Source organism: Nocardia tenerifensis NBRC 101015, assembly GCF_000308715.1.
Classification (GTDB): Bacteria; Actinomycetota; Actinomycetes; order Mycobacteriales; family Mycobacteriaceae; genus Nocardia; species Nocardia tenerifensis.
The window spans coordinates 1-13,389 of record NZ_BAGH01000116.1 but is presented as its reverse complement, the minus strand read 5'-3'; the positions used below and the strand labels follow the sequence as shown (position 1 = coordinate 13,389).

14 protein-coding genes are annotated in these 13,389 nt (G+C 66.5%); 6 read left to right on the top strand and 8 right to left on the bottom strand.

The window, feature by feature from the left end; all coding sequences use genetic code 11:
* Positions 1 to 31: 31 nt before the first annotated feature.
* The 4 genes from hrcA to ON39_RS09280 form a co-directional block, all read right to left on the bottom strand.
* Entirely contained in the window at positions 32 to 1,063 is a 1,032-nt protein-coding gene (gene hrcA, locus ON39_RS09295) for a heat-inducible transcriptional repressor HrcA (RefSeq protein ID WP_040732953.1), read from the bottom strand.
* Between the two features lie 202 nt (positions 1,064 to 1,265).
* Positions 1,266 to 2,462, bottom strand: a complete 1,197-nt coding sequence (locus tag ON39_RS09290) for a DUF3558 family protein (protein ID WP_146251250.1) — start codon at positions 2,460 to 2,462, stop codon at positions 1,266 to 1,268.
* Positions 2,463 to 2,566: 104 nt separating this feature from the next.
* Complete coding sequence (locus ON39_RS09285) at positions 2,567 to 2,995, bottom strand: DUF4254 domain-containing protein (protein ID WP_051186448.1); 429 nt, start codon at positions 2,993 to 2,995, stop codon at positions 2,567 to 2,569.
* Positions 2,996 to 3,047: 52 nt separating this feature from the next.
* Entirely contained in the window at positions 3,048 to 3,506 is a 459-nt protein-coding gene (locus ON39_RS09280; RefSeq protein ID WP_040732950.1) for a hypothetical protein, read from the bottom strand.
* 283 nt (positions 3,507 to 3,789) lie between these two features.
* Here ON39_RS09280 and ON39_RS09275 point away from each other — a divergent pair, with 283 nt between their 5' ends.
* The 5 genes from ON39_RS09275 to ON39_RS09260 all read left to right on the top strand — a co-directional run bounded on the left by ON39_RS09275 (position 3,790) and on the right by ON39_RS09260 (position 8,120).
* Positions 3,790 to 4,638 carry a helix-turn-helix domain-containing protein gene (locus tag ON39_RS09275; protein ID WP_063713328.1) on the top strand — a complete coding sequence of 283 codons (849 nt, stop codon included), beginning with the start codon at positions 3,790 to 3,792 and terminating at the stop codon, positions 4,636 to 4,638.
* Between the two features lie 250 nt (positions 4,639 to 4,888).
* Positions 4,889 to 5,458, top strand: a complete 570-nt coding sequence (locus ON39_RS47095) for a DUF3558 domain-containing protein (protein ID WP_083894339.1) — start codon at positions 4,889 to 4,891, stop codon at positions 5,456 to 5,458.
* 72 nt (positions 5,459 to 5,530) lie between these two features.
* Positions 5,531 to 5,977, top strand: a complete 447-nt coding sequence (locus ON39_RS09270) for a hypothetical protein (RefSeq protein ID WP_051186446.1) — start codon at positions 5,531 to 5,533, stop codon at positions 5,975 to 5,977.
* Positions 5,974 to 7,170, top strand: coding sequence for a WXG100 family type VII secretion target (locus tag ON39_RS09265; RefSeq protein ID WP_040732946.1), 1,197 nt, complete (start codon positions 5,974 to 5,976; stop codon positions 7,168 to 7,170). The genes ON39_RS09270 and ON39_RS09265 overlap by 4 nt, the downstream gene beginning before the upstream one ends.
* 173 nt (positions 7,171 to 7,343) lie before the next feature.
* Positions 7,344 to 8,120, top strand: coding sequence for an ESX secretion-associated protein EspG (locus ON39_RS09260; RefSeq protein ID WP_040732944.1), 777 nt, complete (start codon positions 7,344 to 7,346; stop codon positions 8,118 to 8,120).
* A 320-nt stretch (positions 8,121 to 8,440) separates the two neighbouring features.
* Here ON39_RS09260 and ON39_RS09255 read toward each other — a convergent pair whose 3' ends face one another.
* Together ON39_RS09255 and ON39_RS09250 are read right to left on the bottom strand one after the other, a co-directional pair.
* Entirely contained in the window at positions 8,441 to 9,610 is a 1,170-nt protein-coding gene (locus ON39_RS09255) for a DMT family transporter (RefSeq protein WP_146251249.1), read from the bottom strand.
* A gap of 142 nt (positions 9,611 to 9,752) precedes the next feature.
* Positions 9,753 to 10,046, bottom strand: coding sequence for a hypothetical protein (locus ON39_RS09250; RefSeq protein WP_040732942.1), 294 nt, complete (start codon positions 10,044 to 10,046; stop codon positions 9,753 to 9,755).
* A gap of 413 nt (positions 10,047 to 10,459) precedes the next feature.
* Between ON39_RS09250 and ON39_RS09245 the strand changes: the two genes are divergently transcribed.
* Positions 10,460 to 11,740: a helix-turn-helix domain-containing protein gene (locus ON39_RS09245; RefSeq protein ID WP_083894338.1), complete on the top strand. Its 1,281-nt coding sequence runs from the start codon at positions 10,460 to 10,462 to the stop codon at positions 11,738 to 11,740.
* A gap of 14 nt (positions 11,741 to 11,754) precedes the next feature.
* Here the strand turns inward: ON39_RS09245 and ON39_RS09240 are convergent, their stop codons facing one another.
* Both ON39_RS09240 and ON39_RS09235 read right to left on the bottom strand, forming a co-directional pair.
* A complete protein-coding gene (locus ON39_RS09240; protein ID WP_157195424.1) occupies positions 11,755 to 12,498 on the bottom strand; it encodes a histidine phosphatase family protein in 744 nt (247 codons plus the stop codon).
* A gap of 329 nt (positions 12,499 to 12,827) precedes the next feature.
* Entirely contained in the window at positions 12,828 to 13,037 is a 210-nt protein-coding gene (locus ON39_RS09235) for a hypothetical protein (protein WP_040732939.1), read from the bottom strand.
* Positions 13,038 to 13,389 lie beyond the last annotated feature (352 nt).

Genomic DNA, 13,389 nt, shown 5'->3' with positions numbered 1-13,389 from the left:
AACTACGAGCGTATCAGCGGCATAGCCGCGCTCAGCGTTCGGCGAGCACCTCGCCGATGTACCGGGCGACCGCCGCGACCGAGGCGATGGTTCCGGGGTAGTCCATCCGGGTGGGTCCGAGCACGCCCATGCCGCCGAGGATCGCGTTCGAGGTGCCGTAGCCGGTCGACACCACCGAGGTGCCGCGCATCTGCTCGACCTGGGTCTCCTCGCCGATGCGGACCGTCACGGTGCCCGGCTGCTGCGCGGCGGCCAGCAGTTTGAGCACGATCACCTGCTCCTCGAGCGCCTCCAGCACGTCACGCAGCGAACCAGGGAAGCCGAAATCCGCCGCGTTACGAGTGAGATTGGCGGTGCCGCCGAGGACCAGTCGCTCCTCGGGATGTTCGACCAGCGTCTCCACCAGCACGGTCGACACCCGGATCAGCACGTCGCGCAGGCGCAGCGGCGCCCGCTCGGGTAGCTCCGCGACCGCGGCGGACGCGGCGGCCAGTCGCTTGCCGTCCATCGCGCCGCCGAGCATGCCGCGCAGCGCGGCCAGATCCTCGTCATCGATGAGCGCGCCGAGTTCCACGAGTCGCTGGTCGACCCGGCCTGTGTCGGTGATCACCACGAGCAGCAGCCGCGCGGGATTCAGCGCGACCACCTCGATGTGCCGGACCGTCGACGCGGACACCGACGGATACTGCACGACCGCGACCTGCCTGGTCAGCTGTGCCAGCAACCGCACACCGCGGCGGAGCACGTCGTCGAGATCGACGCCTGACTCCAGGAATTCCATGATCGCGCGCCGCTCGGCCCCGGACAGCGGCTTCACCTCGGCGATGCGATCGACGAACTGGCGGTAGCCCTTGTCGGTCGGGATGCGCCCAGAGCTGGTGTGCGGCTGGGTGATGTAGCCCTCGGCCTCCAGCACCGCCATGTCGTTGCGCACGGTCGCACTGGAGACACCCAGATTGTGCCGCTCCACCAGGCTTTTCGACCCGATCGGCTCCTTGGTCGCGACATAGTCGGCGACGATCGCGCGCAGGACCTCGAAGCGCCTGTCCTCGGTGCTCGACATCGGACCACCTCCTCGCTTCGTCCTCGGGCACGCCGCACCGGGCATACCCCGCTTCGCACAAGATCATGCGGACACGGTCCGTCTGATCAACAGTCTAATTGCCTATACACGAATCGCCGTCGGCCCGCCAGGGGCGCGGCCATGAACTCGTTCGGTGCGGAGTCATCGCCTCGTAGCCGACAACGCCTGCCGCGGTCGTTCGTCAGGGGATCGCGTGCAGCACCGTCGGGGTGAGCGTGGTCGCCTGGGCGCAGGCGTCGAAGGGGAACGGCGGGGCGGCGGGGGCCAGGTTCACCGAGATGGTCAGCAGGTGCGCGTTGTTGGCGGTGGGCGGGTCGGCGCGGCGGTAGTTCAGCGTGATCGCGCAGCTGGAGTTCTGCCGGGTCGGGTCGGTGGACTGGACCGTGCGCAGCTCTATGCCGGTGAGCCCGTCGACATTCGTGTGGCGCGCGTACTGGATGGACTGGCCGCCGTCGAGACCGGAGGGCACGCGCAGGACCTCCCCGGTCTTCACCATCTGCTCGCTGGTTTGATCAAAGGAGATCTCGACGGTCGTGCGGTTGGCGCCGCCGGGCTGCATGAGCGTGATCACGCACTTGTAGGCCTTCGGCCAGGCGACCGGGGTCATCTGCCAGCCGGGGAACTGTGCGGTGATCTGCGCGGTGGACGCACACGGATTGCGTTGCATGAGCGATCGTCCCGGCACATCGATCAGGTGCGGCGGCAACGCCGTGAGGGTGTCGATGGACGCGGCGAGGTACTCCCTGGTGAATCGGCAGGGCTGCGACCACGGCACCGGCGTCCGCGCCGAGCCCGCCAGCTTGGCGACGGAGAGGAGGTGCGCAAACCCCGTGTCCCCGGCCGGAATTCGATATTCACAGCTGTACGCGTCGGGTCTGTCGTCGCTGCCCGCACCGCGATACACGGTGCGGCCGTTGACCTGCTCGATTTTGTCGGCCGCGCGTTTTCCGGCGGTGTAGAGCTTGTCGAGTTCCAGATCGAAAGAGTAATAAGCGTCGTCCGGGGCGCTGAGTATCAATCCACACCCCGTCCACCCGCTGCCCCGGTCCGTGCCGGGGCTGCGATCGAAACGCTGGAATACGCCTAAGCGCTCGGCGAATTCGCGATTCATCAGCGCACACGGGTCCGTCGCGCGTATGCGCGCCATCAGGTCGGCCGTGCCCGGCGCGATGGCGGCCAGCTCCGCCGAACCCGGCGTTCCCACCTGCGCTTTCGCAATGCGCGGGGCGCTGGATTCGATACTGGACGGCACGGTTGCCTCGGTGGTGATGGTCCCGCATCCACCCAGCGCGACGGCGACCGTGGCGATAGCTGCCATGGCCGCCCAGCGCGATCTGCCGCCCACTATCAACGGCAACTCCCTCGGCTTATCCGGCAATCCACGGCAGGTTAACCCAATAATGGGCGCTCCCTTGTCGGTTCTCCGATACCCGATGAATCGTGACCTAATCAGTGACGGAAATTGCGTCACCTGAACAAAATTCACTCTCCGCACCCCCCGGGAAGCCTGCGACGTCCCGCGCTCAGTTCGTCGACCAGATCCTCGTAGCCGACGGCGAGTTCGGCAAGGCGCTCCCACGCGAACCAGAGGTCCCAGTCGGCCTCCTCGGCCAGCGCGAGGTAGGCGAAGGCGGCGAGTTGAGCGAGGCGGTCGAGGATCGCGCCGACGGTCTCGGTGTGCAGGTAGGCGCCGCCGCGCGCGGGCGGGAGGTGCGCGGCGACCCAGCGGTCGATGTCGCGCACGTGGCGGGCGCGGAAATCGTCTATCTCGCGCACGGTTTCACCGGCCTCGGTGAACCTGCGCTCGTGCAGGGTCGTCAGCTCGCGGGCCGCGCGCAGCACGGGATGATCGGCCTCGCCGCCGCGACAGGCGTGCAGCACTTGGCTTCTCGTCGGCAACAGGCCGCTCAACCGATGGTCCCCCGCTCCGCTCGAATCGACACCGGTTGGGGCAGTGCGGCACTCATCGGGCCGACCTCCTGGTGCAGGCGCGCAGGTAGTCGATGATGACCGCGCCGGACGGGCGGAAGGTGTCGCGCGGCGGGACAACCCAGGCGCGCGAGGGGGTTTGCGTGTCGGTCGGCGACGGCAGGGCGACCTCGCCGCCGAACGGGACGATGGAGACGTCCAGCCGGAACAGCTCGGTGAACAGCATGTCGTCCTCCGGGATGTCCGGCCGGCACAGGAAAGTCCAACGGCGCGAGCGGATATGGTCCACCACCGGGCCGAGCGGGCAGCCGCGGAACAGCATGTCGTCGCGGATGCGCTGGCCCAGGCCGGCCGGCATGGTGATCGCGCCGATGAGCCCGACCTTCACCACGATCCGGCCCGCCTCCGGGTGGATCCCGGCGGGTAGACCGCAGGTACGGCGGTAATACGCACAGCGCGAAACGGCGGTATCGGCGAACGTTGGATCGTGCATAACCTCGACTCCCCTCGATCGGACGCTTGGTACGCCCGGTCCGGGTGGACCTGAACCCGCTGTCGCCGATAAGGTTTCAGTACTTCTATGACACGGACCGGGGCGCGCGTTCAGTCAAGCACCGGAAATGAGCGGCGGGAAATGTTCTCAGGGGTGGAATCTGGTGAAAATGCCCAAGGTTCCAAGAATTCCCGCCAAAAGGTTCCAGTTGCATACCTGGCCAATAGTGAGGCTACGAAAGGGAATTGCCGTGACCCCGACCGGATCTACCATCCCCCGGCGCATGCTGGCGCGTCAGCTACGCGAGCTCCGGGAGAGCGCAGGCGTCAGCGCGGAAAGCGCTCGCCAGGCGATAGGAGTGGGTAAACAAACACTGTGGCGGATGGAGACGGGGCAGCACGTCCGGTTGAATCCGCTGTTCATCGAGCGACTGTGCGCGGTGTACGGGGCGCCCGAGGACGTGACGCGCATGCTGCTCGGATTGGTGGCGGAAACGCGCCGCACCGGATGGTGGCAGACATATGGAAATTCCATTCCGGAACATTTCAGTTTGTTCGTCGGGCTGGAAGAGTCCGCGAAAAGGACCGTCTCATACCAAACGGTGCTGCTGCCGGGGTTGTTGCAGACCGACGCCTATCGGCGTGCGATGATCGCGGTCGATTCGCCCGCGATGCCCACCGCGGAGCTCGACCAGCGCCTCGAATTGTTCACCCGGCGCAAAGCGCGGCTCACCGACTCCGACAACCCGCTGACCTTCGACGCCATCGTGGACGAGGGCAGCCTGCGCCGGGCGGTCGGCGGCCCGGCGGTGATGGCCGAGCAGCTCGACCACCTCGCCCGGGTCGGTGAGTTGCCGAACGTCTCGGTGCGGGTGGTGCCGTTCGCGGCGCAGGCGTACGTGGGTCTGGCGGTCGGGCCGTTCGTGCTGCTCGAATTCGCGCGGCACCCCACGGCTCCGCTCACCGAGCCGCCGGTCGTCTACCGGCCGGGCCGCACCGGCTCGGAGTACCTCCAGAAGACCGAGGAGGTGCGGCAGTACCAAGAGGCGTATGCCGTTCTGGAACGTTGCGCGCTGGACGAATCCGGTAGTCGCGCACTGATTCACGGGATCGCGAAGGATCACGCGACATGAACGCCACAGGACACGTCGTCACACTCGGCCCGGCGCGCGGCTGAGCCGAGGACGGGAGCCGGGCGCGGGACTTCGTTCACACGAGGTCCCGCGCCCGCCCTGCCGACGCTCTGCCACGGCGTCGACCTGCGGCGGGACTCGCTTGCACCCAGGTAGGCGCATCGGTAGCGTCAGCATGAGCTGACGAGGGGGCGGAGAAGCCGGTCCGGCCCCGTGCGTTCTTGTCGAGCACCGGCGGGCGAAGGATCCGATGACGAGCAGGTCGAACTCGTGGCGGGTGGTTGCCGTTGGGTGTGGTGCGGTGGTTTTGCTTGGGGGGTGTGGGCCGTCGGACGATGGGGACGGAAAGGCGGGGAGTTCATCCACATCCAAGACGAGCGTCGCCCCAGACGTGCCTGCTGGTTACGACCCGTGTAAAGACGTCCCGCAGAGTGTGTTGGACTCAGAGAAGCTGCTGGACAAAACGCCGGATAACTCCAGTGTCGACGGCGGAATCAAATGGCGCGGCTGCCTGTGGGCTCAAACAGACGGATACGCAGCAAGCATTCAGACGACGAACATCACCGTCGAAATGGTGCGCGCACGGCATTTCCCTGATACCCACGAGTTCAGCATCGACGGCCGACGAGCCATCTCTTCCCGGCAGTCCACAGACCACCCGGACGCCGCCTGCACTGTGGATGTGGAGATGAAGGGTGGCAGTCTCGAAGTCAGCCTGAGCAATCCACCGTCGCGACGTAACACCGGACAGCTCGACACGTGTGAACTCACGCGGAAGCTTGCGGAGAAAGTCGTACCGACCATGCCTGCGAACGTGTAAACCACAAACCGCGACAGGACGACTGGGAGGGAAGGAACTATGGGGGACGAGCCGAACACATCGCCTCGACCGATGGAAAATCTGGTCAACGCAGCCCGCGAAGGTCAACTGGCGGTACAGATGAAGCCTGAGGACTTTGTCTATATCGACCGCGACTGCGACTACTTCAAGCGCACAATCCAACGTATCCAGAGGATCGCGGAAGAAGTGTCGGGCCAACCCAGTTGGGGACTTGGCGAAAGCAACAGACAGATGGTGTCTGCAGGCACAGTGGTTGATCGTTTCAAGGGCAAGGCCAAGACGGCGAAGGACGGCAACGATGTCTACGCGGTCATGGAGCAGCACTACAAGATCGTCGAAGATATCCAAACGACCTATCGCTCCGTCCGCGAGCGAATGATGCAGGCGGACAGCAACTTCGCCGCGGAGTTTACCCGCCTGAACGAAACCCTTCCCGAACGACCACCCGCCCAACTCCCAGCTGGCCCCTACCTCCTCCCCGACGGGACAGCACGATGACCGGATACGAACCACCACGAATCCCGGGCGGGGGCGAGCACACCGACAGTTGGGGCCATACGGAGATCAAGGACGCCTTCGAGCCGCTCGACACGACCAGCGCCATCGAGCAGGCCGAAAGGTACTGGCAGATGCACCAACTCTGGGAGCAAGGCGTATCAACGTTCGCCCGCTCCATCCAGACCTCCATCTCCCAGGCGTGGTCCGGCCCAGCTGCGGAAGCCTCCAAGAACTCGATCCAGACTTACGCGACGGACGCACACACCCTCACCCCCGCGCTGGCCGAGTTGCACACCCGCGTCCGCGACGCCGCGACCGCGATCGTCAATACCAAGAAGGCGATTCCCGACACGGTCAACACCTCGATCAGGTCCCGCATATTCCATCCGAGCCGCTGGAATCTGGATCGTGAGCAGTCCGAGGAGACGCAGAAGGCGCGTGTGGCGATGAACGAGCACTACGTGCAGCCGTTCAACCAGATCGACGGCAAGATCCCGGTCCTGCCCACGCCGACGAGCCCGACCAAGGCCCTCGACATCACCCCGCCGCCCGGCGGCTACAAGACAGACGAGGGCGGCACCGGCGGCCAGCCGACCCAGCCGAAAACCCCTGGCACCGATCCGAATTCGAAGGCTCCCGGCGACAACAACGGCGGGCAGCCCGGCGACCCGTCGAACCCGAACAAGGAGTCGACGGAGCAGCCGAAGACGGAGCAGACCACGCCGGCCTCCACCTCTCCGAGCAACACCCAGACCACCCCGGCGAGCACCACTCCGACGACGACCAACCCGGGTACCCCCACCTCCACCGATCCGACGAAGACGGTGCCGACGAGCACGGGCACACCGCACTCCCCCGGCACTCCGGGCAGTCCGACCACCCGCAGCCCGAGCAGCCCGGGCTCGCCGACCACGCGGACGCCGCAGCCGGGCCGCAGCGTCCCCGGCACGCCGTCCACCCCGGGCACCACGGCCAACCCGGCCGCAGCGGCCGCGACCTCAGCGACCCGCGGCGCGACCGGCACGCCCGGCGTGGGCGGCATGGGTGCGGGCGCGCGCGGCGGCAAGTCCGAGGACGACTCCGAACACAAGATCCCCGACTACCTGATCACCCAGGAGAACACCGACGAGCTCCTCGGCGAGCTCCCGAGGACCATTCCGGGCGGCGTGATCGGTGGCGACATCCCGACGTGAACCGCAGGCCCCGCGACGAGCCGATCCGCCCGTCGCGGGGCAGTGCGCCCTGTTCCGGGCGGCACTCCGCTCGCCGCGAGACCACGACGCGAGCCGGCATACGGCGGCCTAGTGGCGTAATCCCCTCGCGCGCAACACTTATCGAACGCACGACCTGAAGAGATCGGACCGGCATGGCTGAATGGACTTGGGAACCAGATGATTTCGCGGCTCTCTGGTATTCCGACGCCCATGACCGGATTCCCAGCCCGCTGCGCTACACCAGCCGTTTCGCCCTGCGCGACGAGTTCGCCGCACACCGCCGCGCCGTCCTCGACCGCTACACCGCCGACGAGCTGGAGGAGATCCAGCTGGCGCTGCACACGCTCGGCACCTCGGAGCTGCGCATCGAAATCCTCGGCGGCACAAGTAAACACAAGAACAGCACCGGCCCCGACGACCTGCGCGAGTACCGAATCATCGGCGCGCGCAACGCTTATCACGCGGTCACGCTCATGCAGGGCGGCACCGCGACCGAGCACGGCCCGATCCGTGTCCGCCTATTCGGCCCGGAATCGCTGCCCGCCCGCATCGTCCAGTCCATCCCGTCGTGCGCGCCGGGCGGGGCCGCGCCTGCCACCTTCCACCCCGACGATCTCGCGCCCCGCCGCGACGGACACCTCGAGGACGCGACCCACCAGAGTCCCCGCGAGCGGTATCAGCGCCTCCTGGGCCGCCCGGCGGACGGCGGCGGCACCGCCGTCCTGCTGACCGCTCCCCTGCACACCCACGCCCAGCCCTCGAACGTCCTGCAGTGGCACGACATCACCGGCGACGGCCGCTACACCGAGCTCCGCGGGTCGCACATCACCGTCCGGCCGACCGCTCCCGCTGATCTGGCAACCCAGTTCACCGCGTGGATCGACCGGGCGCGCAAGCGCCTCGAGGACGCGCGCGAGGACGCCTGGTAGCGAAGTGCCGTGGGCACAGACCCACCAGCGACATCAGGGCTACGCCGTCGACGGCAACCCTAAGCCCGCATAGCGCCGACCGCCACAGGTCAGCACATAAACGCCACCGCGTCGTCACCGGTCGTCCCGCTCGTTCAGCCGCGCGGCGTCGTTATATCGCCTCTGCGTGGTGGACATCGTCATCTCGAAGCAGTCGACGGCTGCCGAATAACGCGCACGACAACGTCAATTCGCCGATGCGACACCGACTTCCGATCAGCCCTGCACACCTGACCCGTGACACCACGAAACAGCCACTCGCACAGTCCAGCTGACCTAACTCAGCTTGCCTCACTCCGCCGCTCGGGGCCATTCGCCGGATCATTCACCCAGGCACCGATCCACGAATGGCTCGCCGCCACTTCCTCTTCCCGCTCCGACCGCGGTTCGTCCGGACCGTCCGATATATACATTCGGAGCACCGGCGCGGATTGCTCGGCGACGGCGAGGGCGAAATCCGATTGCGGGCTCTCGATATGAGACGGTGCGGGCACTACTTCCTCGGGCACGGCGTCGGCGGGTGCGGTGCGTCCGTCGAGCAGGTTGAGTGCCAGTGCACACAGGACAATGATTGCGCCGCCCGCGATTCCGCTCCAGGTGGGCACCTGCCCGAAAAACAACAGGCCGAACAGCAGGCCCCACACGCATTCGACGGTCAGCATGTTGCCGCTCAGCACCGGGTCGAGGCGGTCGAACGCGTAGTTGATGAGGAAGACGTTCAGCACGCTCAGCATTCCGGCGAGACCGACTGCGGCCCAGAGCATTAACGCGGGCGTGTGCTGCGGAACGTGTGGGAGTCCGTCCGCCTGCACCACGGAGGTGAGCACGACACCGACGGCTCCGACGCCGAGGGTCAGCGTGGTGAGCTCGTGATTGTTCAAAGAGCCGTCGTGCCAATCACGGCCGAGATAACTCAGCGACATCGCCACCATGGCGACCAACGCAATCAGATTGCCGTAGTTCAGCGAACCCGCGGCATTTCCGCCGAATCCGGACAGGATAGCGACGCCGACGGCCGAGCCGCCGACGAACACCACTCGAACCGCGGACACGCGCACGCTCCGCAGCAGCATCCCGAGCGCGGAGACCAGCGGGAGTGCGGCGATGAACGAAATATCGCTCACCGCCGTCATTCCTGCGGCCTTGGAAAACAAAGTGGTACCTACCACGTACAACAGGACGGTGCGTCCGACGAGCACGCACCATTCCCGTACGCGGATCCGAAGCATCGCGCGCCATCGGATCCACCGACTGAATACGACTATCGCGATGAAGAACGCCAGGCCCGTGCGTAGATAGACCTGTTGGGGCGGGGTGAAACCGTTTCCGAGATAGCGGGACAGGACCGTGAGCATGGCAAAAGACGCGGTTAACAGGACCAGCGCTCCGATACCGCGCAGGTCAGTTGACTGTCTGCTTTGTACGATCGCGGACCCGTTGATGTTGCTCACATTACCGACGTGAGCAACACCGGGAACCGTACTCCCGGGTATTTTTCGTGACCCGCCGCAGCTACAACGGTATGGGGCTAAACGAGCCCCGCTACGGCGTCACGTCCCCGTGCGTGCCTCAGTTATCTGTGGGCATTGTCGACTAGGCGGAACCCTCCGCGGCATGGGAAAGCAGTACATGCCGTCGGTCCGTGCGGCAATGGCAACGCCGCCCACGGGCCAGCCAGCCGGCCAGGACCCAGGCGACGGCCAAGACCGTCACAGCTACGGTATTCATTGCGGAGGCGCAGGTCACGAAGGTGGCAAGGGCAGTAACCGCAGTCGCGATAGGCGTCATTACGTGCACCAACTTATGGGCGAATGACACGTGGTCATCCTCGTCGGCGGTGCACTCCGGGTTGGACAGAACCCTGCCGACGATGACGATTTTTTTCATGCCCCCCAGCGTGCCGCCGATTCGGTCAACCGGCCAGGAATCCCCCGCGCTTGCACGCCCCGCGCGCAGAACCGCCTGATTATGGACGAAAGACCAGGACAGGGATACCGTCGGAAGGGCGGACAACGCGGAAACCTTACGCGTGTTCGACCATGGAACAGGATCTGGACATGTTAGTCAGCGAGCATCAGCGAGCGAACCGACAGCCGATCACAACAACACAGTGTGCCCTTGCCTGTGACGGGTGGAGTCATGAGCGGGTGTCGACAACTGAATCAACAGAACAGCGCGCCCTCGGGCATGCCGAAACCGCGTGTCAGCGCGGTCCGGTATTGATCGAGCGCAGCGAGACAACCGACAACACAGCGTGCGTTCGCACAGTACGGAGCTGAACGCGGCAAGGGGGAAGTCATATGAACGGGCCGCACAGCATCGCGTGCGGGAGGCGGGTCGTCCGCGAGTACGAAGCTGCCGGTGGATCGACGTGGGATCAGGTGCACGCGGTCCGGTCGCATTGCGGAGTGTCGCTGTTGCGCGCCCATCGGATCGCCTACGGGTTCACGCTCGTCGACGTCGCGCACCGGTTGCAGACAATCGTTGCCGCGGAAGGCTCTTCGTGTCGAGGCCTGTCGCATCAGAGCGTATCCCGTTGGGAGACAGGGCTGGACATGCCGTCGTATCAGTTCCTCGACGCGCTGTGCCAGTTGTATCGGACCAGGCCGGACCGGCTCGGCTTCGGCCACGACTACACCGACGACGACGAAACCCCTTCGGTGTCAACGTCGAGCCGCCTGATCGTCACCCCCGCTTCCCATGTCGGCTCCACCGCGCGCGACACCGTCCGCATGCTGGAGGAAGGTCTCGAACTCAGCGGCTACCTCGTATACGTCCAGCCCCCTTCGGAATACATTCCGGCGCGCATGCGCGATCTGGCTCAGGTCCAGCAGGTGAAACTCGCCGATCACTCGGCGGATCTGCACCGGCGCCTGCACCGCATCGAGGCGATCATCGCCGGGCTCATCGCCTTTCGGCTCAACGACGTCGCCGACCTGCACGACACCTTCATGTGGTTCGCCAAGGCGCGCCGCGCCGCCCGCCAGGCGGGCGACCCCACGCTCGAGGCGTGGCTGGCCGGCCACATGGCGCACACCCACGAGTGCTACCGGCACGCCCTCGATCAGGGTTTGGCCGCGGCACGTTCGGCGCAGGCGGCCAGCGGGCGCGGCCCGACGGCGCCCGGCGTGTTCGGTCTGCTGGCCGAGGCGGGCATCCAGGCCAGGATCGGGCGGCGCCGAGACGCTTTGGAGGCGGTCAAAGCGGCGGAGCGGATGTTCTCCGCGCTGCCCGACACGGCGACGACCGACGACAACCTCGGCACCTCCGAATACATTCTGCGCTGGCATCAGTCGCACGCGCTGAGCTCGATCGGTGACTGGCGCGCGGCCGAGTCGATCCGCGATCGCATGCTAGAGCTGCCCATGGCCGAGAAGGACAAGGTCGGGCGCGCGCTGCTGGATCTCGACATGGCGACCCTGTGGACTCGGCAGGGCGAGCTGGACCATGCGCGCGAACAGATTCGGCAGGTCTGGACGTCGCTGCCGCCGGAACTGCGCGTGGGTCAGGTCCGCCGGAACGTCTCGCAGCTCGTGGTCTCGCTGCCACAACCCATGCGCGACAACATCATCGAGCGGTGAGCCGCGCCGGTCGCTCAGCCCGGCGGCAAATGGGCGCGCTGGTCGTAGGTCAGGAGCCGATAGCCGTCAGAAGTGCGCTGCCAGATCGTGATCGAGCCGTTGCCCGCGAGGCCCGCCTCTGAGATCTGCAAAACCTCTGTGTCGGTGAGGTTTTCGAGTAGCTGACGCAGGAACAGCACGATCGCGTCGTGCGCCACGATCAGGACGCGGCGGTGGCGACGGTCGTCGGCGAGGTCCGCCACGACGCCGCGCAGGCGGTCCGCGACGTCCGCGAACGACTCGCCACCGGGCGGCCGATAGCCGAGCGGATCGCGCGCCTCCTTCGCGAATTCCTCGGGAAAGCGCGCACGCACGGCGGCGGGCGACAGGTGTTTCAGATCGCCGCGGTCGCGGTCGTACAGACGCTGATCGATGCGCTGGCACGGCGGATCGCGATGCGCCGCGCGCAGTTCCCGCTCAATGCCTTGCCAGGTCCGCACGGCGCGCAGGTACGGGGAGCAGAGCACCAGGTCGGGTAGCCGGTCCGCGTCGAGCAGGGCGAACCACCGGCCGGTGGCGGCGGCCTGCCTACGACCCAGCTCGGTCAGGTCGATGGCCATGTCGTCGGGCTCGAACGGTGCGCTCGTCGCGAAGGCTGCGTTAGCCGTGCTTTGGCCGTGCCGGACCGCGTACAGCAGGTCGACCGCGCCGGAGTTGTCCGGATGCGGACAATCCGCCGATCCAACGCGCGGCCAATCCCTTTCACGATCAAATCGCAACCCGCCCCCCTGTATTCATACCGCGCCATTAATCCACAGACCCACCGCACTCTTCACAGAGGGTAGAAGACCTGTGAACGGTGCGAGAGGTCTGTGGGCATAACGGAGCCCGCGCTGTCGCACACGCGAGGAGGCGATGGGGAGCATCTCGGACAGCGCTGTATGTGACCGCAGGAGGCAGGTTCGCGGCGGTTCCGGACCGCCGGTCGCGGTCGGGCAGCAGCCATTATGCGAACGCAAAACTCTTGCGGCGCTAGGGTTTTCGTGGCCCACTTCGGGACCGTATATCCGCGAACGGCGGTGGGGGCGGCCGCCTGCGGGGATATGGACTAGTCGCAGGGCCTGGCTTGTTTGCCGGCTAGCGCGTCCAAGCCGAGCATCGCCAATAGGGATTGGCAATCATCGGCATTCTGTGAATAGCTGGCGACGGTGCGTGCGGCCACCGCGCTCTGTCGCGCGTTTTCGGCCTTTTCATTTGCCCGCGCCTCGGCGAATTCGCCCGGTTCGTGGATGAGGGTGATGTGTCGTGCCGGGGACATGAATCTCCTTGGGGTTGATCGAAGCCTACAAGGCGCGCTCGCTCCGCGACAGCCGAACCGACCCGGCAGTTCGCTGGCGGGTGTCGAACGAGGACTGAGAGTGCCCCTCGACCGGCGACTGTTGCCGCCCGCGAGCCGGTCGACGGGTGGACGAGCGCGGGCCAGCCCACTTGACACCGATGCGGGGCGAAGTGCCTCGAGCGCGCCGGTCGATGGTTCACACCGACCGCCGAGGCGAAGACACGCCGGCCGACGGATCCACACCAACCGCCGAGGCGAAGACACGCCGGCCGACGGATCCACACCAACCGCCGAGGCGAAGACACGCCGGCCGACGGATCCACACCAACCG

Coding starts and splice junctions, on each gene's coding strand:
- hrcA (WP_040732953.1), bottom strand. CDS start 1,063: ATGTCGAGCACCGAGGACAGGCGCTTCGAGGTCCTGCGCGCGATCGTC.
- ON39_RS09250 (WP_040732942.1), bottom strand. CDS start 10,046: ATGAAAAAAATCGTCATCGTCGGCAGGGTTCTGTCCAACCCGGAGTGC.
- ON39_RS09270 (WP_051186446.1), top strand. CDS start 5,531: ATGGAAAATCTGGTCAACGCAGCCCGCGAAGGTCAACTGGCGGTACAG.
- ON39_RS09275 (WP_063713328.1), top strand. CDS start 3,790: ATGCTGGCGCGTCAGCTACGCGAGCTCCGGGAGAGCGCAGGCGTCAGC.
- ON39_RS09260 (WP_040732944.1), top strand. CDS start 7,344: ATGGCTGAATGGACTTGGGAACCAGATGATTTCGCGGCTCTCTGGTAT.
- ON39_RS09235 (WP_040732939.1), bottom strand. CDS start 13,037: ATGTCCCCGGCACGACACATCACCCTCATCCACGAACCGGGCGAATTC.
- ON39_RS09245 (WP_083894338.1), top strand. CDS start 10,460: ATGAACGGGCCGCACAGCATCGCGTGCGGGAGGCGGGTCGTCCGCGAG.
- ON39_RS09280 (WP_040732950.1), bottom strand. CDS start 3,506: ATGCACGATCCAACGTTCGCCGATACCGCCGTTTCGCGCTGTGCGTAT.
- ON39_RS47095 (WP_083894339.1), top strand. CDS start 4,889: ATGACGAGCAGGTCGAACTCGTGGCGGGTGGTTGCCGTTGGGTGTGGT.
- ON39_RS09265 (WP_040732946.1), top strand. CDS start 5,974: ATGACCGGATACGAACCACCACGAATCCCGGGCGGGGGCGAGCACACC.